Genomic DNA, 18,880 nt, shown 5'->3' with positions numbered 1-18,880 from the left:
CCAGACGGCCTGCAACCATCCATAACGCCTGACGGGGCAGGCTTTTCCGGCATCACGCCGGCAGCGTCATCCGCGTCAGATCGCGCACCAGCGATCGGCGGTGGTCGGCGCCCATGGTGCGTCCCTCCGTCAGTTCCGACAGCCAGATACCGTCCGCCGCATAGCGCACCAGGGTGCCGGTATGGCTATTATCCAGCGCATCACCCTGTGCCAGATGCCCCAGCATCCAGTCTCGCCAGCATTTTCTCAGCACCGGCTCATCCGGCATCGCCAGGGACAACACCATCAGCTGCCGGCTTTCGTGGGTATCCGTCAGGTCAGAGAGATAGTGCAGGTAGGCGCGGGTAAAACGGCCATAAGAGACATTATCGACCGCCATCAGCCCCGAGATGGCCTCTTCCATAATGGCCAGCAGACGGGCGAACAGCGCAAAAATGAGCGCCTGCTTGTTGGGGAAATGGTGCAGCAACCCGCCTTTACTGACGCCTGCTTCACGCGCGACGGCATTCAGCGAGAGCGACGCGATGCCATCCCGGCCGGCAATCATTGCCGCCGACTCCAGCAGCTGCTGATGCAGGCGTGCAGGATCTTTTTTTCGGTGCTGGGCTTCCATATTCATGGCCCGAATCATACCGACCAGACGGTATGATTATTTTTGATAGCGATCAAGATGCGGGGCGGTGTCGCGCAGTGAATTGTCGTTATTGCGCGGGGGGTCACAATTCGTCATATGAATCAGCGCGTGGCGTGCGACAGTCGCTGCCGCACGAGGCCGGGTCTTTAATCGACAAGATCCTTGACGATATTCATCAGCAGGCGAATATCTTCGGGGCGGGTATTACCGCTTTGTGGATCGATGATTGAGCTGTAGATATGTGGCATCACCTGCGCAACGCCGGCCTGAAGACAGGCTTGCAGAATGACGGCGAAGTTATTCAGGTCGATACCGCCGGTGGGTTCAATCAGCGTCATGCCGTTGTACGCGGCGCTTTGGGCGAGAACCTTTAGCTCATCCAGCGAGCGTTCGCCGCCCATGGGAAAGAACTTAGCGGCGTGTGCGCCCATATCCTGAATCATCCTCACCGCCGCATCAGCGGAGACCCTGGCTGGCGTTCCCTGCGCGCTGCTGACTCCGGTCGAGATAAGTACCTCTCCGGGCGTGCCGGTGGGGCTTATCAGTGCATTGATCCGCGTGTTTTTCCCGCCGGTGGCGGCCAGCGCGCCTGCCGCAAAGCCGCAGCCGGTAAAGGTCTGATTAACATGGGCGGGATGAAGCTTCGCCGAAATCATCGCCGCTTTACAGAACTGGGCCGGATCGCCTGCCCCCAGGCCGACGGAAATAGCGGGAATTTCCGTCATCCAGCGGCGCACTTCCGCTACGCCTTCATCCACGGTAGAAAACTGTGCGGATAAAACGCCAATCACCGCATGGCCTTCGGAGGCATCGTAAATCTCCCGGGCGTTGGCGATATCTTTTGCCAGAACGTTAATCGCGACCCGCTGGCGATAAAAGTTAATCTGCTGCATGTTCGGTAATCTCCTTGAGTCGCGCGATAATAAGCGCCATCTCACCTTCGGCAATGGTCCGCGGATCGAGGCTAAACACGCCCTGGTGCAAAGCGTAGCGGCGGGCATAAATGGCGATTTCGCCGCCGCGTAGTCGGGCTTCGACTTCACCGGCGTCGAGGCCCAGAGTCTCTTTATCGACCTTGACCCGAATGCGCCAGATGGCTCGCCCGGCCTCGTCCTGTTCGATATCCGCCTTCAGCCCGCGTAAGGCGGAAATCGCCTCGGCGAAGGGATGCAGAGCGGCCGCATCGGGAACCGGAGCGGCTGCCTGATAGCGATTGAGGGCGTACACCAGGCCGACCATATTTTCTTTGCCAATCTTCATCGCCCTGGCGATGCCGTTATGTTGCGCCTTACAGGCCGCGATCCAGGTGCGTTTTCCGCTAATAAAGCCGGAAGTGGGGGCGTTGAAGGCCTTGGCGCCGCTGTAAATCACCATATCCGCGCCGGTGGCGACCCAGCGGCGAAGATCCTCTTCGGCGGCAGCATCGACAATTAGCGGCAGGTTGTGCCGCCGGGCGACCTGCACAAAGTCGTCGATGGCGAGCATCCCTTTTTGCACGCAGTGGTGCGATTTCACAAACAGCAGCGCCGCTGTACGGTCGCTGATGGCGCTCTCCAGCTGCCAGCGCGCGGCGAGATTGCTGGACCCGACCTCGACCACCCGTCCGCCGCCGAGGCGGATCGCGCTGGTTATCGGCGCGCCGTAATCGACGTTGTGACCGCGCAGGATAATGATTTCGTTGGCCAGACCGCTGCTGTCCGGCATCTGAGCGACCTTATCCGGCTCGCCGCGGGTGATCGCCGCGGCCACCGCGATGGCAATGCCCGCCGAGGCGCAGGACGTCAGGTAGCTATCCTCGGCGCCGGTGTGGGTGGAGATAAGCTCCCCGGTGCGGTCGGTGAGCTTATCGATTTCCACGAACGCGCTGGCGGCTTCGGCCGCGGCTTGCATCACCTCCGGGTCAACGGACGATACGCCGAGGATCGTCATTTTGCCGCAGGCGTTAATCACCCGCTTTAGCCCAAGCCGTTGATAAATATTATCGTTCATGGCCTACAGCACTCCCGTCAGCGAGCAAACGATGCTGATCGCGACAATCGACAGTAAAATCGTGGTGTAGCGCGGACCCTTTTTCAGCAGATAGAAGTAGACGGCAAAGACCGCCGCCAGCGGTAGCAGGCCCGGAGCAATAGAGTCGAGGATCTGCTGCACTACCACCTCGGAGCCTTTCAGCGCGCTGATTTTCAGCGGCGTGGTGATTTTGACGTAGCTTGCCGAAAGCGCGCCCATCATGATCAGGCCCAGCACGTTGGCGCCGTAGATCAGCTCCTTGATGCGCCCCCCTTGCAGCAGGCCGATTATCGAATCCCGCCCGAGGGTGTAGCCTTTATGCACCAGCCCGTAGCTTATCGCCATGGTGATCGCCGGGTAGAGGATCAGCGGCGCGATACCGCCAAAGGCGCTGCCGCCGGCGGCGAAGGGGATAAAGATCGCAATCAGCAGCGGCATGACCGCGGCCCAGATTATCGAATCGCCCATCCCGGCCAGCGGCCCCATCAGGCCGGTTTTGATACCGGTAATGGAGGCGTCGCTAATCGGTTCGCCGCGGGTTTTCTGCTCTTCCATGGCGATAGAAATACCCTGGATAACAGAGCCGAAAGTTTGCTCGGAGTTAAAAAAGTTGAGGTGGCGCTTCAGGGCCTCGGCCTGCTCTTCCTTCTCCGGATACAGCTTTTTGATGATCGGCGTCATCGAGGCGCAGAACACCAGGCTTTGCAGACGCTCGTAGGAGCTGGATACTTCCGCCCCCAGCCAGTAAATCAGCCAGGCCTTGGTGATATCAGCTTTGCTCAGCGCCCGACTTTCACGGGCCCGTTCAACCAGCTCATGTTGCATGACATCGCTACTCATTATGCCGCCCCTTCATTTTTGGCGAGGCCTTTAATCAGGAAGGCCACGCAGGTACCGAAAATCGCCATCGCCATGATGTCCACCTTCAGGTAGAGCACCGCAAAGAATCCGCCGATAAACCACGGCAGCAGGCTCTTCTTACCAATCACCATGATGGTGATGGCGAAGCCCAGCGCGGGCAGGATGCCGCCCATAATTTCAAACGAGTGGGTCAGCCAGTGCGGCATCAGCTTGAGGAACTTCTCGACCACGCTTTGTCCGAAGTAGTTTGCGGCAAAGACCACCGGGAAGCGCAGTAGCAGCCCAAGAAGGGCAGGGTAGATGAAGGCGCAGCGCATGATCCCCGTCATGTTGGCGCTCTCGGCATGTTTATCGGCCATATGCACCCACGCCGCGTTCAGCGTCCGGCGCAGCTGATCGAGGAATACCCCGATCACGCCAAACGGAATCGCCAGCGCGATCGCCAGATTCGGCTCCATCCCCGCCTTCACGGCAATAGGTATGGCGATACAGGCGGCCAGCGCCGGATCCGACGGGACGTTACCGCCCGGGGTGGAGGTAACGCCCAGATAGACCAGCTGCATACCTGCGCCGATGATCATCGCGGTTTTCATATCGCCCAGCAGCAGGCCGACGAAAACGGCAATCACCACGGGCTGCAGCAGCATGGCGGAGAAGGTATAGCCTAAACGTAATCGAGCGAACCAGTAATAGAGTCCCATCAGGCTCGCAAAAAGTAATGTATCCATAGTTTTTACCTGCTTATCAACTGGTTAGAATTTTTTCAGGATGTCGTCCAGTGACTGGGGCTTATCTTCCGGGATCGTCTGGAAGAACACCTGAATTCCGCTGTTTTTCAGCTCACCCAGGATGCCGACGTCTTTTTCATCGAGGGTGATGTTCTGAAATACGGCTTTCCGGTTTGGCCCGCCGCCAAGTCCGCCGACCTGAATCGAGGTGACGTCGAAACCCTGCTGCACGGCCTGCTGGATTGCGCTGAGGGACGGAAACAGCACCAGCACGTTCCCCTCGCCGAGCTGGTTCTCCCGCCAGGCCGCGGTAAAGCTGGCATTGCTGAAACAGTCGACTTTGATATTCGGCGGCGCCGCCATCAGGTAGATATTTTTCATAAACGGATCGGCGTCGAGCTCGTCGCTGACCACGGCGATACGGTTAGCCTGCGACTGGCCGACCCACTTGGTGACAACCTGGCCGTGGATCAGACGGCTATCGATGCGACATAAAACGATTTTTGCCATGAAGGGCTCCTTAATGATTTAACTGGTTCACGTGGGCGACGACGTCGCGACAGCTGCTGCGTCCGGCTTCCACCAGCTCGTTGACGCAGCGGGTCAGCGGCCCCTGTTCGCGTTTATCCAGCGCTTCCAGCAGCAGCGAAGCGTTGAGGCCGCAAATCACGGCGATCGGATAATCGGCGCTCAGGCGGGCGGCGACGTTAGAGGTGGTGCCGCCAATAAAGTCGGTGAGGATCAGCGAGCCTTCCGGCATCGACTTCACCATCGCTTCAACGCGCTGGTAATACTCGCCGAGGGTATCGACGGGCATCAGGGCGATTTCCGTCACGCCTTCGATTTCGCCCGTGACCATGCGCAGGCTGTTGCAAAGCGGCGTACCCCAGCCGCCGTGCGTCAGCAGCAGAATTTGCGGTAATGGGTGTGCAGGTACAGTAGATGACAAGGTGGCCTCCTGGCGCCGTTTTATAGACGCTATGGATAGAGCAAAGGCCGTGCCAGCATTAGTGTCATCTGCGGGGGAGGAGGGGGCTGGCGGGGCGATGGGCCGCGCCAGTAAAGGGATCAGCTATACAATAATTCGTAGATATAAATATATTCCGCATCCGATAAGCGGATGGCGTAGGCCTCCTCCACCGGGTGAAAGGCGGATTTAATGACACTAAAGGCGTGAGTATCCATATCGGGCTTCATTTCCAGCGCCATCTGTAACGGTTTGCGGTTAATCACGATACGCTCGACCATACAGCAGCAATGGATCAGGAAGCGTAGTGTCACCTGGCGGCTGGGGGCGACAGCCAGGGTCGCGCGCAGCTGGCTGAGGACGCCTTCCATCTCTTTGAGGATGCGCTGCGGGTTGAGCACCGAAATATGGTTGATGATGCTTTCCATCGTCAGCGCGCTGATAAACCGGGACGCGCTGCGCTCCATCTCCAGCCGCCGCTCGGCGCTGGAGAGATCGGGAGTCAGCAGGCTTAACACCAGCTCCGGACCCTGCTCGGAAAACAGCTCTTCCAGCGAGATAAACGGAATATCCGGCAGTCCGGGCTGGAAGGTCCCGACAATCCCCGCCAGCCGCTCGTGGGCGTTAATGGCCTGCTGCACGCGCTCCGGGCTGCGCACTTCGTTATAGTCGAGGATCACCATGCGGGTATCCTGCGACATTAGCTCGCCGAAGCTCTCCTCCAGCACGGTTTTGATTTTCTCCGCCGTGCCCATGCCGGTAATGCAGGAGATGACCAGCACCTTGCCGACGTTTTCCTGCTGCGGGGTGCATAGCTGGCTGGGGATGCCTTTTTCCTGCATAAGCGCCGCCAGCCGCGGCAGGTCGCTGGTCTCGTAGCTTAGATCGAGGCCAATCTCCAGCAGGCTGGTCAGGGTGATATCCGGCAGCAGCAGGACGTCTATCTGGAACAGTTTGCTGATGGTGCTGCCGAAATGCACCAGCGAGCCGATATCGACGATCAGGATCAGCCGCTGCCAGCGCCGCGCCTGCATCAGCCGGATTAACGCATCCAGGGTGTCGTGCACCGACTGTTCGAACGGCATATCGATGGCGCTGAACAGTTCGCGCTCCAGCACCCGATTGACGTACTGCGCCATGCTGGTGGCGGTGGTGGCGCCGTGGGCGATCAGTATCACTCCGCAGTCGGGGCTGACGCCTATCCGCTGGCGGTAATGGCGGCACTCTTTGAGGAACAGGCACAGCCAGACCACCTCCGTCGCCGGGCACTGAATATTCAGCAGGTCGTTGATTTTCCTGCATAGCTGGGTGGCGTTCTCATATTCATCTTTACAGCGATCGAGAATTAAACTGGAGGAGTAGAGCTGCGGGATCAGCCCCCGCTGGACGTAGCCGATCAACGCCAGCAGGTGCTTGCGCAGCGGATTGACCAGGTTTTCCGGCAGGGAAAAGCCCAGGATCTGCTCGACATAGCTAATCAGCAGGGCGACGCGCTCTTCAATCTGGTCGCCATAGCGCGGTGATCGCGTACCGCTGTCGCGGCTGTAGAGGCCATATTCGAAAATGGAGCTGAGCTTGTTTTTGAGAATGGCCAGCGTCTCTGCGGGCGGAACGTTACTGTTGCGCAGATTGACGTATTCGCGGGTCAGGAAGCTATAGAACAGATCGCTCTCTTCGATGCCGCCATCGCCGCCCGCCGGGCTTTTAAGCTGGGGCAGCGTGCGGGCGTCAATACTGAGCAGGGTTTTACCATTGAACAGCGCGTCGACCAGCATCCGCTGCTCCTGGGTGGGGTTAGTGGAACCGTCCGCCAGCTTGCCATCCAGCAGCAGGACATCGTGCTGCGCCGCCATCCCTGACGCCCAGGCCTGGGCGCATAAAAACTGGATATCGCTTTTTAGCTGACCGATATTGCCTTCCAGCGGCTTATTCAGCAGCCACAGCAGCAGCGTTTTATCGATGCTTACCGAGCGCTCAATCTTGCGGCTCTCCCGCTGCAGGAAGCCGATAATCAGTTCGATCTGCTCCTCCAGCGAGCGCTGGCGGATGCCGGGGAGATCGATGGCGACCTGAATGCGGCGTTGAAAAGTCCGCAGCAGCGACGAGTTCACCGGCTCGGTGGTGGCGCAGATAAGGCGAACGGTGATGCTTCGCGCCGGGCCGCTGGCGCCCAGCGGGCGATACTCGCCTTTATCCAGCAGCGAGAAGAGTTTTTCCTGACCTTCATAGGGCAGGCGATGGACTTCGTCGAGTAGCAGATAGCCGCCGTCGGCCTGTTCAATCAGGCCGGTCTTGCTCTCCGTTGCGCCGGTAAACGCCCCCTGTCGATGGCCAAAGAGATGGGAGGAGAGCAGCTCCGGGTTGTTGGCGTACTCGGCGCAGTTAAAGTACACGAGCGGCGGAGGGCTATCGTCGCTATGTTCGCAGGCGTAGCGGTGCATCAGCTCGGCGAAAAAAGTCTTCCCGACGCCGGAGGGGCCGGTCAGCAGCACGTGCAGCCCATGCGGATAGAGCACCGCCGCTTTACCTTTTTCCACCGCATCCCGCAGGCTGCGATCGTGGCCGATTAGCAGCGAGAACGGATCGCTAACCGATGGCTGATCCCGATCAGGCAGCAGGTCGCTAATGGCGCCGATTTCGCGCTCCGATTCAGCCAGCGGCCGATCCAGCAGGGTTTGAGTCGCCTGCAGATGCAGAAAGAATACCGGGCGTCCGCGGGTTTTGATAACCAGCCCGTCGCTCCACAGCTGGTTTAAATCCTTGCTGACGGAGTTGCGCGCCAGGCCGAGGTTAAAACCGATTTGCTCTGCGGTGAAGGCGCCAGCGCCAGCGCCAGCGGCCAGGTCGTCCCGGCTGATGGTCTTCGTCAGCCGCTCCAGTTCACGCAGTACTACCTCAATACGTCTCATCTCGTTACCGGATTGCTTAAAGGTGATGTTTGAGAACATACACCATCCTGGCCGATGAGAAAGAGACGAGAAGCGAAGTTGCGGGCGTCTGACTACAACAAATAGCCGTTTCGGGATAAATAAGCGTGTCAGGGACTAAATCAGCGTATTTGAACGGCGACGCCGGGCGGCCGGGCATCGCCTTGCTGCGCTTAATCCACCTGCTGATGGATTGCCAGCCCGCTTTCCCCGACCGCCAAATCCGGGCGCAGCATCAGGGACGGGATCAGATAGTCGCCGTGATTTTGCCGGCGGAAGGGAATTGGCGCAGTGCTCGCCAGCGTATCCAGCCGTTGCCCGAGTTCCTGGCACTGCTGCGCAAAGCGCTGCTCGTCCGTTTTCTCCGTGCGGTAGAACACCAGCGGCGGCAGCACCGCAAAGCCGGGGTAAAACAGCATCCCGTGCTGGATCGGAAACAGGATATCGTTAATCGGTCCGTTAATGCCGCGCGGGGCGTAGTGCTCCTCCCAGCCGCCGGTAGTGACAACCAGCATCGCCCGTTTGCCCGCCAGGGTGCCTTCGCCATAGCGGTCGCCCCAGTGGCGGTCGCTGTGCTCGCCGACGCCGTAGGCGAAACCGTAGGCGTAAACCCGGTCGATCCAGCCTTTCATAATGGCGGGCATCGAGAACCACCACAGCGGGAACTGGAAAATCACCGTATCCGCCCACAGCAGCTTCTCCTGCTCGGCAACGATATCCGCGCTTTGGGTGCCCTGTTCAAAAGCCTGCTTTGAATCGAGCGTCGAGCGCCAGAACTCGCCGACCGGCGGGGCGCTGCTGTCGTCGGCATCAAAACCTGCTTTCCAGCGCATGGCGTAGAGATCGGAAACCTGCACCTCATGACCGGCATTTTGCAGATGCCGGACGGCAAAATCTTTTAGCGCGCCGTTCAACGAGCGCGGTTCCGGATGGGCGTAAATCAGCAGTACTTTCATGGAAATCACCTCTGAGTCATGGAGAGCTGCAGAGTAAGCGGCTGGCCGCTATAGTAGAAATTAATTGCTTAAATCTCAGGTATAGCCGTGATTAATTTACATCGTCTGGATCTCAACCTGCTGCGCACCCTCGACGTGTTGCTGAGTGAGCATAACGTCACGCGAGCGGCGCAGCGGCTCAACCTGTCGCAGCCGTCGGTCAGCATCCAGCTGGCGCGCCTGCGGGACATTTTTGCCGACCCGCTGCTGCTGCCCGGGCCGCGCGGGATGCTGCCGACCGCCCGCGCCGATGAACTGCGCGGACCGCTGCGCGATGCGCTCACCGCGCTTGAACTGGCGGTGGCGCCTGCCAGCCATTTTGACCCGGCGACGGCGGCGCAGACCTGGCGGGTGGCCGCCACGGATTATATGGCCTCGGCGATTTTGCTCCCGGCGCTGCACACGCTGCGTCGGGCTTCCCCGGGCAGCCGGCTGGCGGTCTTCGATCTCCAGCCTTCGCGCCTGGTGCAGCAGGCGGAGAGGGACGAAGTGGATCTGTTTTTCCATACCCGGGATGGCGCACCGGCGGAGCTGCATCAGCGGCTGCTGTTCAGCGAGCGCTACGTGCTGGCGGGCAGAGCGGGGCATCCGGCGCTGCGGGCGCCGTTGAGCCTGGCGCAGTTTTGCCAGCTGGATCAGGTTATGGTCTCCCCGGACGGCGGCGGCTTCAGCGCCGCGACCGATATCGCGCTGGCCAACCTTGGGCTTTCTCGGCGGGTTGTCCTCTCGGTGCCACATTTCCTGTTTATGCTGGAAACGCTGCGCAGCAGCGATCTGGTCGCCATGCTGCCGGAGCGGCTGCTGCGCGGGATGAGCGGGCTGACGGTTATCGAGCCGCCGCTGGCGATTGCCGGGTTTGATATGCTGATGCTGTGGCACGAGCGCTGGCACCGCGACCCGGCGCACCGCTGGCTGCGCCAGCAAATTGTGAGTTCACTGGAGGATTGAGCCATGTTAAGCGGATTGAATCACCTGACCCTGGCGGTCAGCAGCCTGGCGCCGAGCGTGGCGTTTTATCACCAGCTGCTGGGGATGACGCTGCACGCGCGCTGGGACGGCGGGGCCTATCTCTCCTGCGGCGATCTGTGGCTGTGCCTGTCGCTGGATCCGCAGCGGCGCGTCACTCCGCCGGAAGAGAGCGACTATACCCACTACGCCTTTAGCGTCGCCGAAGCCGACTTCGCCGGGTTCAGCGCGCGGCTGGAAACGGCCGGGGTGGCGGTGTGGAAGGTGAACCGCAGCGAAGGGGCGTCTTATTACTTCCTCGACCCTGACGGCCACAAGCTGGAGCTGCACGTCGGCAGCCTCGCCCTGCGCCTGGCGGCGTGCCGCGAGCAGCCGTATAAAGGGATGGTGTTTTATGACGAGTGAATGGGAATAACCTTTACAAATTAGCCTCTGGAAATGTGAGGTTTTTTCCAACATTGATAGTATACTTGCCTGATAATTGTCTATACTTTTTTGTATATACAATCGGGATGAATGCTATGCCAATGGAGTTTGAATGGGATGCAAACAAGGCAGCAAGCAATCTAAGAAAACATGGGATTCGCTTCGAGGAGGCGGTACTGGTTTTTGACGATCCGCAGCATCTTTCCCGACATGATCGCTATGAAAATGGTGAGTATCGATGGCAAACCATCGGGCTTGTTCATGGCGTGATTGTTGTTCTTGTGGCGCATTCGATCCGATTTGAAAGTGGAACGGAGGTCATTCGTATTATCAGCGCCCGGAAGGCGGACAAAAAAGAGAGGAGTCGTTATGAGCATGGTTAAACATAAACGCGATAACCCGACAGCGCTTACCGCTCAGCGTGAAGACGAACTCAAAGCGCTGGCGAAAAAATCAGATGATGACATTGATTACAGCGATATCCCCTCTTCGGACGATGAGCCGTGGTCAGAGGCGGTTCGTGGTAAATTTTATCGGCCATTAAAAACGCAGGCCTCTGTGCGCATCGATGCAGATGTGATGGAGTGGCTTAAACGCCCGGGAAAAGGCTATCAAACGCGGCTGAACGCGATTTTAAGAGAAGCGATGATTCGCGATCTGAGCGAGAAATAAGCTTCTATCTGCCAGGCCTCTGCGTTCCCGAAGGCGGCGACGCGCCTTGCCCGGAAGACCAACCCGCAGCCTCGGTCAGCGCAGAGCCACCGGGGTTAGTTTATGCCCGCAAGTGCAAGATTTTCAGGCATATGCAGCGTTGAGGTATTCAGGCTGGTTCCTGTTTCAAAGGGAACGACCCACAGCCGTAGCGTTTTACTCTCGGAATGGCGGAACTCATACGGATGAATCGGCGGCGCCGTGAAGCCTTTATGGTGCGGGTAGATCAGCAACATATCCCCCTCGCCGCGTAGATGATTTATTCCGTATGCCAGCATCTGATACAAATCGCTTTGCGCGAGGTTAAGCTTATCTTGCGTGGCATCCACTATTTTCCATTTCATATCGCAAATGACGGCAGAGACCTCCGGGCCGTTACGCGGGATAAGCCATACATCTGGCCGGAGCTGAAATCTGGGCGTTTCGCCCTGGTGGACAAGATAATGTGACTTTGATTGCGGCTTCACCTGCCAGTGAGCATGGCAACGATAACGCAGCCAGGCAGTGACAAAGGATTCAAACACTGCCTCCATAGGAAAGAGAAGTGAAATGGCCTGAGCATGCCCCTGCATACAGTGCGGTGAATGACCTTTTAGAATGAGCTTTGCCCACTCCAGCGCCGGAGAATAATGTTGCATGTGGCGATCGAGGTGAACCTGCCGGAAAGCCATATCAACATTACCGATCCCGGGGATGGGCTCAAATAGCGCTTGTAGACGATTCAATTTCTGCAGCAGCGCGGGGCTACTGGTGTAGCCATACACCTTATCGATCGCGGTTTTTAGCAATCTGTTTTCAAGCCGTTCGATGCGGTATTCATCATATTCGACATAAAAACGATCGCGGCGAACGCTGTTTTTTTTCAGCTGCTCGCTGACCAGGAGTTTTCCCTTCAGCCACGGCAAATTGTTCTGCTGACGAAGATAATCGTGTTTGAGACCTTTGCGGACGATAGCTTCGAGACTGGTCACAAATTGCTGAACGAAGATATCCATTAAGGTCATCTTCGACGTCATGATGCTCGCTGCCGAGGTCTCGATATGACGAAAATTTTGTAATGTCGACAGCATCATCAGCAGTCGAGAACGCGCGTGCGATGCGTTTTCCTGTCTCTTATCCGCCTTCGGCAGAACTTCAATCATTCTCTGCTGGGGGAGTGCGATGACGCCAACATAGTTCTTCACCTGGATGACTTTGATGCCGTTCAGGGCGCGTAAGGATAGTAAACGCCGATCCTCACTGTCTTCATCGTTCAGGCAGCGTTGTTCCAGCCAATGAAACGCCGATGCGGGTAAAGACACCGAATCGGTTAATTTGCCGCTGTCCTCTTCATTAACCAGGTAGCCATATTCGAAAATGGAGTACGAGGTGCCCGCCATCAGTGCTGCTCCGCGGCTTTAGCCTGCGGTTGGTAAATCTGCTGGTAAGCCTGCGGGTTATCCCATACCGGATCATTATCCTTGCATAGCTGATAGCTCACGCCGGCTTCTTCAAGGTCCTCAATTGCCGTCTGGCCAAACAGCGTTGACACGTCGTTCTGATTAGCGACGGAACGGATAAAGCGCAGCGTCTGGTCCGCTTTTTGATTATCGCCAAGGACCAGACGGATTTTCTGCCAGTCGTTGTAGAAATACTCTTCCAGTAACGGAAGAACCTTATTTTTCATTACGCGTTTTAATCTTTTTAGCGCCTCGACGGGATTATCTTTTGCCTGCACCACCGGAATGAAAAAGGCATGCCCTAGCGTATGCTCGCTGTCGTAGAGGGCCTGGATACGTGCGTTCAGGGTAATCAGCAGCGCTTTGAGGTCGATACCATGAATATGAGTATCATTCAGCACCGAGGCATCGGGCATCAGCGCTTCAAATTCAAAGCGTCGACGCAGCGCTGTATCCAAAGCGGTTAGAGAACGGTCTGCGGTATTCATGGTGCCAACAATGAAGAGATTGCCAGGAACAGAAAACGGTTTAGCGGAGTAGGGGAGACTTACGCTCAGCGCTTCGGCTTCTCCCGCTCGTTTTGATGTCTCAATCAGCGTAATGAGCTCGCCGAAAATCTTAGAAATATTCCCGCGGTTTATTTCATCAATAATGAGGACGTAGTTTTGTTTTTTCTTTTCTGTTATTGCCAGCGGCGTGGCGGGAATGTTGAAATGATGAATGAGATAATTAAGAATGCCGCGCACGTAGGAGATGTTGTAAATATTTTCGGTCTCGCCATGATATAAGCGACGAATATTCTCGATAGACGCCGGGTAGCCGCTTTCAAGTCGGTCGTTCTTCGATTGTGAAGGGAAGATACGGAAGGTGCTGTTATTGGCGTAGGTCACTTTGAACATACTGCCATTTGTCGTTTTGAGCGTCACGCCATTTTGCTCGGCGCATTGCTCTTTAAGCTTTTCTACGGCTTCGTCCAGCGCGAGCTGCATTCCAGAGTCACCGAAAGAAGCGTCCTCACAGATCTGCTTAAACACGCCCGGTTTAATATCATAGCGCACGCTGCCATCGTCGCTGGTTTCCGCTCTTAATCCTTCAATAAATTCTTCATAACCAAAGCTTTGATGGAATGTGATAAAGCGAATGCGCTTCTCTTCAACCAGCGCGTCGTAGAGTTTTTTGAGCTCTACCCGACGTTCGATTTTTTCTTTACCATCAAGGCGGGAGAATGCCTGAGGTTCGCAGGCACGTACCGCAATTTCAATGGTCTTGTAGGTTTTACCGGTTCCTGGAGGGCCGTAAAGGATTAAGTTTTTTGGCGGTAAAATATCGATTGGCTCATCATCTTGCTCTGCTGCCGTCGATTCTGTAATACTTGCTTCGATTGCAACATTGCTTTCTTCGGCAATTTCCAGATTATACAGATGCCAGAGAGACATATTTAACTCAATATCATCCTGCTCATCATGGAGCTGCTGCCGAAGCTCTTTTTTTAGTAACAGATTTAACCTGAACCAGGTTGCCGTATCCCAGTTATAGTCTTCCGGGAGTCCGAGACTGAATTTATTGTTGCAGTAATTATAAACCCGGAAGAAAACATCTTCCTTAATGATACTGGTTAGCTGGTCAGGGTAAAATGCGGAAAAGGTGCGGCAAAGAAGCGCACGATAAAACTTCTTCACGATGCCATATTCTTTTAGCTGTTGTAAAAACTGATAGGCACGATCAAAATTTTCCGCTGTACAGCCCGAGGCAATAATTTTTGTTAATTCGCGAAGCTGGTCCTGTGCTTGATTAAATTCTTCATAAGACATACCACCCTGTTTTAGGCTGGCCACTCTGTTGTCGCGAGTGTACCACAAATCCTGGATGGTCCGGTGGCTAAAATCTGGATTTTCACGCCGCCCCCGGGAGGTCATGTCCCGGTATCCGGCCCCCCATTCGGGATCAAACTCACTATTTTTCTGAGTCAGTGATTTAAAAAATAGTGCTAAAGTCTGCTGATGTGACTCCATTCCGTTCTCCCCGAGCGATATCCGTTTTACAAATGGTTTTTATCATACGAAGCATACCCTTTCGGAAAAAAAGAAAAAGCGATCGCTGTGTCAGCGGAGGGATAAACGAGCTTCGGCCTGAGGGAACCTGGCTTCCTCGAGGCGGGGTTGCGCACCTGTCAGGGATTCCGAACCTGCAGATGGAGGTAAAGTTGTAGCCCCGGTCAGCGCTGTGCTCCCGGGGATTGAGCTTATGCCAGCTTAGGTTTTTGCCCGACGATCGCGTCGATTAACACCTGCACCTGTTTCTGCTTGCGCGCCGACAGCTTGCTGACCCGGCGCAGAGAGGCGGTGAGTTCAGGCTCCGACTGCCTGGCGATAATGACGATACAGCCGTTCATCACCTTAAGATCCACTTCGGTGCCGGTGGTAAAACCTGCCGCCTCCAGCCACTGACCCTTCATGGTCAACGCCGGAATACGCTGGTAATCAGGATGACGCGTCGCATAGCTCACGGTTAAATGACGGTTATTCGTTGGAGAGACTTCTGGATCGCACGGATCTGAAATAGAATGCTCGATAGTCATAATTGCTATTCCTTGAAAATAGTGATTGTGATGAGCAAGACGCCCGTGTTGCTGCACGGGCGTCTTGCGTTATACCCAAAATAATTCGAGTTGCATGAAGGCGGCCAGGGAGTGAATCCCCAGGAGCGTACATGAGTACGTGACTGGGGTGAACGAGCGCAGGATATAAATACCTGTACATATCATCAGGGAATAGAAGAAAAGTCCAGCTGAAAATGAATGAAAATAACGGCGGTGACAAAAGGGAAGGATTATTTCTGGTGATGGGAATAAAGCGGCTATTTAGCCGCTTTATTGGTTTCTGGAGGTCGTTTAATTTATGGCGGCGTCGGTGAGGGCGTCGGCCAGGTGGAGCTGGGTTTGTTGGGCAGATTTGATCTGTGATTTTAAATTATCAATTAGAATATTTAATAAATGGATTCGTTTGACAATCTCAAATTGCTCTTTAACCGGAGGTAATGGAAGTGCTAATTTTTTTAGCAACCCTAAGTTAAGAACATTCATGGTGGAGCCATGACTATCTTCAAAAAGCATGTTTTGTATTAATGGGCTGGAAAGCAAGTATTTGACATAATCTCGAGATATATCGTCGTAAAGGCTAAGTTTTACTAATCGAGGGTTTATTATTCCTGGTTTACATTTTTCTGATAAAATCAGAACCTTTCCAATAGTTCCAACAAGACTTATAAGCATATCTTTAGGTTGAATTTTGCAAGAGATTAATGAATTATACTTATCTTCACTGATAAAATAATCACCATAATCTTCGTCTCCAGAAATAACTTGTTCTTGTCCATAGATTTTGAATCCATCCTCAACATACATTGATTTCTTTAGTGCTGAACCGAATGGTCCTGCTTTTAAAGAATTCTCTTCATTTTTTGCAATGTACTCAAGTTTGCACCACTCCCAACCTTTCGGTAATTCGAACAGTTTTTCCTCGCTACTAATCGGTGGCAACGGTTTTTGCTTTTTCATTTTCCCGTCTTTCACCAATTGCGCTTTTTCCTGCGCAATACGTTTGAGAAGTTCAGAGGCCGGTTCATCGTTCGGATCCTGCGGTACCAGTTTTCCCATCACCGCCAGTTGCAGAATGGTCTGTTTTAAGGCGTCAATGCTGGCTTCGGTGGTAAACAGGGTGTCGAAATGCTCGCTGATACGCGCCCAGTTTACGGCCAGTTCATCGGCGTTCTGGCTGTCGGTTAGCGTGGTTAGCAGTGTTTCAACCAGCTGTTGATGGGCGTCCAGGCTGGTCAGGGAGTGCTGTTCCAGTTGGTCGCAGAGGGACATGAGTTCACTCAGTTTTTTGGCAATACAATTTTGCTCGTTAGCTGGGGGAAGACATACAAGTAAGGGATTCAGTTTTGCTAATGATATATTAGCAATATTTGTAGTTTGGCTAGCAGATTCAATTAGTTGTGATTTATACGTCTCGCATCTGAGTAGAGCCATTAGGTATTGCTCATTCACAAATAATGGTCTAAGCACACTCAGAAAGCCGCCGAAGGTGAATTTGCTATGGTTAGGCAGAGAAGCTAATGCAACTTTACCAACTAATTCCCGACTATTAGCCATAGACATTACGATGTCGTTTTCTTGAAGAAATTGATCTTCTCTTTTTACAAAACTGTCTGAAATATATATTAAATCATCCCAATCAATTTGTTCCTGAACGTTTGCTGTTCTTAAACAGGCTATTTTACCTTGAGAATAAGTTTGAGCTTTTTCACTTCCAGGGAAAGTTATACCGCGAATAATATTGGTAAAATCACCCAGCCGTACCCACTCCCACCCCTCCGGCAGCTCAAACGGCTTCTCTTCCTCGCTAATCTCCGGCAGCGGCTTGGGCTTTTTAATTTTCCCCAGCTTCACCAGCTCGGCTTTTTCCGCTGCAATGCGTTTCAGCAACTCTGACGCCGGTTCGTCGTTCGGATCCTGCGGCACCAGCTTGCCGCGCACCGCCAGTTCCAGAATCAGCTCGCGCAGCTTCTTAATCCCATACAGATCGATCTTGCCGGAGCTGCCGCGCCCGGCCGTAGAGCGAGTTTGCAGCGCCGTGGTCCAGGTATCAATATGGTCGACAATCAGTTTTTCCACCGCCATCAGTTGGCCTCCTTACCGGCGAGCGCCGCGCCGAGGATATCGCGCAATTGGTGGCGCAGGGTCTGGATCGCTTCCTGCTGCTTTGCGTACTGCGCCAGCAGTTCGTCCGGATCGTGGCTGACGGTTTCCGCCTGATGCGGGTTCTTGATATCGAGGTTAAAGTTGCGGCCAATCACCTCGTCGATGCTGACCTTCCACGCTTGCTCGTTTTCGACACGGCTGGTGAAGCCGTCGGCCTCGTTACCCCACCAGTCGATCTCGGCCTGGAACTCCTCAAACTTCATCGGTTTGGTTTTGCTGTAGTTCTTCACGCCCGCCGGGTACGGGTGCTCGTAGAACCAGATTTCTTTGGTCGGCTGGCCTTTGGTAAAGAACAGCAGGTTGGTTTTAATCCCGGTGTACGGGTTAAACACGCCGTTCGGCAGACGCACGATGGTGTGCAGGTTGCACTCCTCGGTGAGCAGCTTTTTAATTTTGGTTTTCACCCCTTCGCCAAACAGCGTGCCGTCCGGCAGCACCACCGCCGCGCGGCCGTTTTTCGCCAGCACTTCAATGATCAACTGCAGAAACAGATCCGCCGTTTCACGGGTCTGCATTTCTGCCGGGAAGTTCTTCTCGATGCCATCCTCTTCAGTGCCGCCGAACGGCGGGTTGGTGACGATGACATCCAGCTGTTCATCCCACGACGACAGCGGCTTGTTGAGGGTGTTGTCGTGACGAATTTGCACCGGCACTTCAATGCCGTGCAGCAGCATATTGGTGGTTGCCAGCAGGTGCGGGAGCTGTTTTTTCTCCACGCCGTGGATCTGCTGTTGCAGCGTCTGGTGATCGGCCACGTTCTGCACGTAGTTATTTTTTACGTGATCGAACGCGCAGGCGAGGAAGCCGCCGGTGCCGCAGGCCGGATCCATAATCGACTCACCGAGCTTCGGATCGACGCGATCGACCATAAAGCGGGTGACGGCGCGCGGGGTATAAAATTCACCGGCATTGCCTGCCGATTGCAGATCTTTCAGGATCTGTTCGTAAATATCGCCGAACAGGTGGCGCTCGCTGGCGCTGGTAAAGTCGATTTCGTTCAGCTTGTTAATCACCTGACGCAGCAGGGTGCCGTTTTTCATGTAGTTATAGGCATCGCTGAACGCCTGCCTGACCACAAAGCCGCGCGGGTTCTTATCAATCGGCGCGGTAAGGTTTTTCAGCGTCGGGAACAGGTCATCGTTGACGAACTCCAGCAGGGAATCGCCGGTAATGCCCTCGGCATTTGCCGCCCAGGTGCGCCACAGGTAGCGCTGCGGGATCGGATACTGGTAGTTATCTTGTTCCAGCTCCAGCGCCTCTTCCTGGGCGTCAAAGATTTTCAGAAACAGCAGCCAGGAGAGCTGGCCGAGGCGCTGCGCATCGCCGTCCACGCCGGCGTCTTTGCGCATAATGTCCTGTAATGATTTGATAACTGAACTGATCGACATGATGTGTTCCATGTTTCATTAACAATAAGGCCTTCTGCTACGCGGTGGCAGCAGAAGGCACAAAAG

General features: G+C 55.2%; 18 protein-coding genes. 4 read left to right on the top strand and 14 right to left on the bottom strand.

The window, feature by feature from the left end; translation table 11 throughout:
- Window positions 1–52: 52 nt before the first annotated feature.
- From DSD31_RS22495 to DSD31_RS22455, 9 genes are all read right to left on the bottom strand, one after another.
- Window positions 53–631 carry a TetR/AcrR family transcriptional regulator gene (locus DSD31_RS22495; protein ID WP_113991322.1) on the bottom strand — a complete coding sequence of 193 codons (579 nt, stop codon included), beginning with the start codon at window positions 629–631 and terminating at the stop codon, window positions 53–55.
- Between the two features lie 149 nt (window positions 632–780).
- The gene (dagF, locus tag DSD31_RS22490) at window positions 781–1,527 is read right to left on the bottom strand and encodes a 2-dehydro-3-deoxy-phosphogluconate aldolase (RefSeq protein WP_004857496.1); all 747 of its coding nucleotides are present in this window, start codon (window positions 1,525–1,527) and stop codon (window positions 781–783) included.
- Window positions 1,514–2,623, bottom strand: coding sequence for a D-glucosaminate-6-phosphate ammonia lyase (dgaE, locus tag DSD31_RS22485; protein WP_113991321.1), 1,110 nt, complete (start codon window positions 2,621–2,623; stop codon window positions 1,514–1,516). The genes dagF and dgaE overlap by 14 nt, the downstream gene beginning before the upstream one ends.
- 3 nt (window positions 2,624–2,626) lie before the next feature.
- A complete protein-coding gene (locus DSD31_RS22480) occupies window positions 2,627–3,487 on the bottom strand; it encodes a PTS system mannose/fructose/sorbose family transporter subunit IID (protein ID WP_162098172.1) in 861 nt (286 codons plus the stop codon).
- Window positions 3,484–4,233: a PTS mannose/fructose/sorbose/N-acetylgalactosamine transporter subunit IIC gene (locus DSD31_RS22475; RefSeq protein WP_045860234.1), complete on the bottom strand. Its 750-nt coding sequence runs from the start codon at window positions 4,231–4,233 to the stop codon at window positions 3,484–3,486. Before DSD31_RS22475 ends, DSD31_RS22480 begins: the two co-directional genes overlap by 4 nt.
- 24 nt (window positions 4,234–4,257) lie before the next feature.
- Window positions 4,258–4,743 (bottom strand): PTS sugar transporter subunit IIB, encoded by a 486-nt coding sequence (locus tag DSD31_RS22470; RefSeq protein ID WP_004857506.1) that lies wholly within the window; start codon window positions 4,741–4,743, stop codon window positions 4,258–4,260.
- 10 nt (window positions 4,744–4,753) lie between these two features.
- The gene (locus DSD31_RS22465) at window positions 4,754–5,182 is read right to left on the bottom strand and encodes a PTS sugar transporter subunit IIA (protein WP_004857507.1); all 429 of its coding nucleotides are present in this window, start codon (window positions 5,180–5,182) and stop codon (window positions 4,754–4,756) included.
- 119 nt (window positions 5,183–5,301) lie between these two features.
- On the bottom strand, window positions 5,302–8,109 hold the full coding sequence (gene dagR, locus DSD31_RS22460; RefSeq protein ID WP_113991406.1) for a transcriptional regulator DagR: 2,808 nt from the start codon (window positions 8,107–8,109) through the stop codon (window positions 5,302–5,304).
- A gap of 191 nt (window positions 8,110–8,300) precedes the next feature.
- Window positions 8,301–9,083, bottom strand: a complete 783-nt coding sequence (locus tag DSD31_RS22455; RefSeq protein ID WP_113991320.1) for an NAD(P)H-dependent oxidoreductase — start codon at window positions 9,081–9,083, stop codon at window positions 8,301–8,303.
- A gap of 87 nt (window positions 9,084–9,170) precedes the next feature.
- Between DSD31_RS22455 and DSD31_RS22450 the strand changes: the two genes are divergently transcribed.
- The 4 genes from DSD31_RS22450 (at window position 9,171) to DSD31_RS22435 (ending at window position 11,186) form a co-directional block, all read left to right on the top strand.
- Window positions 9,171–10,070 carry a LysR family transcriptional regulator gene (locus DSD31_RS22450; RefSeq protein WP_113991319.1) on the top strand — a complete coding sequence of 300 codons (900 nt, stop codon included), beginning with the start codon at window positions 9,171–9,173 and terminating at the stop codon, window positions 10,068–10,070.
- Between the two features lie 3 nt (window positions 10,071–10,073).
- Window positions 10,074–10,493, top strand: a complete 420-nt coding sequence (locus DSD31_RS22445; protein WP_004857515.1) for a FosA family fosfomycin resistance glutathione transferase — start codon at window positions 10,074–10,076, stop codon at window positions 10,491–10,493.
- A gap of 116 nt (window positions 10,494–10,609) precedes the next feature.
- Complete coding sequence (locus DSD31_RS22440) at window positions 10,610–10,897, top strand: BrnT family toxin (RefSeq protein WP_032716505.1); 288 nt, start codon at window positions 10,610–10,612, stop codon at window positions 10,895–10,897.
- Window positions 10,884–11,186, top strand: a complete 303-nt coding sequence (locus tag DSD31_RS22435) for a BrnA antitoxin family protein (RefSeq protein ID WP_113991318.1) — start codon at window positions 10,884–10,886, stop codon at window positions 11,184–11,186. Before DSD31_RS22440 ends, DSD31_RS22435 begins: the two co-directional genes overlap by 14 nt.
- Before the next feature lie 95 nt (window positions 11,187–11,281).
- Here DSD31_RS22435 and DSD31_RS22430 read toward each other — a convergent pair whose 3' ends face one another.
- The 5 genes from DSD31_RS22430 to DSD31_RS22405 all read right to left on the bottom strand — a co-directional run bounded on the left by DSD31_RS22430 (window position 11,282) and on the right by DSD31_RS22405 (window position 18,814).
- Window positions 11,282–12,607, bottom strand: a complete 1,326-nt coding sequence (locus DSD31_RS22430) for an McrC family protein (RefSeq protein WP_369974019.1) — start codon at window positions 12,605–12,607, stop codon at window positions 11,282–11,284.
- Entirely contained in the window at window positions 12,604–14,676 is a 2,073-nt protein-coding gene (locus DSD31_RS22425) for an McrB family protein (RefSeq protein WP_104895474.1), read from the bottom strand. Before DSD31_RS22425 ends, DSD31_RS22430 begins: the two co-directional genes overlap by 4 nt.
- A gap of 230 nt (window positions 14,677–14,906) precedes the next feature.
- Window positions 14,907–15,242 (bottom strand): endoribonuclease SymE, encoded by a 336-nt coding sequence (gene symE, locus DSD31_RS22420; RefSeq protein ID WP_088883471.1) that lies wholly within the window; start codon window positions 15,240–15,242, stop codon window positions 14,907–14,909.
- 312 nt (window positions 15,243–15,554) lie between these two features.
- Window positions 15,555–17,345: a restriction endonuclease subunit S gene (locus DSD31_RS22410; RefSeq protein WP_088883469.1), complete on the bottom strand. Its 1,791-nt coding sequence runs from the start codon at window positions 17,343–17,345 to the stop codon at window positions 15,555–15,557.
- Window positions 17,345–18,814 (bottom strand): N-6 DNA methylase, encoded by a 1,470-nt coding sequence (locus DSD31_RS22405; RefSeq protein ID WP_113991315.1) that lies wholly within the window; start codon window positions 18,812–18,814, stop codon window positions 17,345–17,347. Before DSD31_RS22405 ends, DSD31_RS22410 begins: the two co-directional genes overlap by 1 nt.
- Window positions 18,815–18,880 lie beyond the last annotated feature (66 nt).

The organism is Klebsiella sp. X13 (assembly GCF_003323835.1).
GTDB lineage: Bacteria > Pseudomonadota > Gammaproteobacteria > Enterobacterales > Enterobacteriaceae > Klebsiella > Klebsiella ornithinolytica.
Note: the sequence above shows the minus strand (reverse complement) of the source record. Positions and strands in the feature narration are given on the sequence as shown.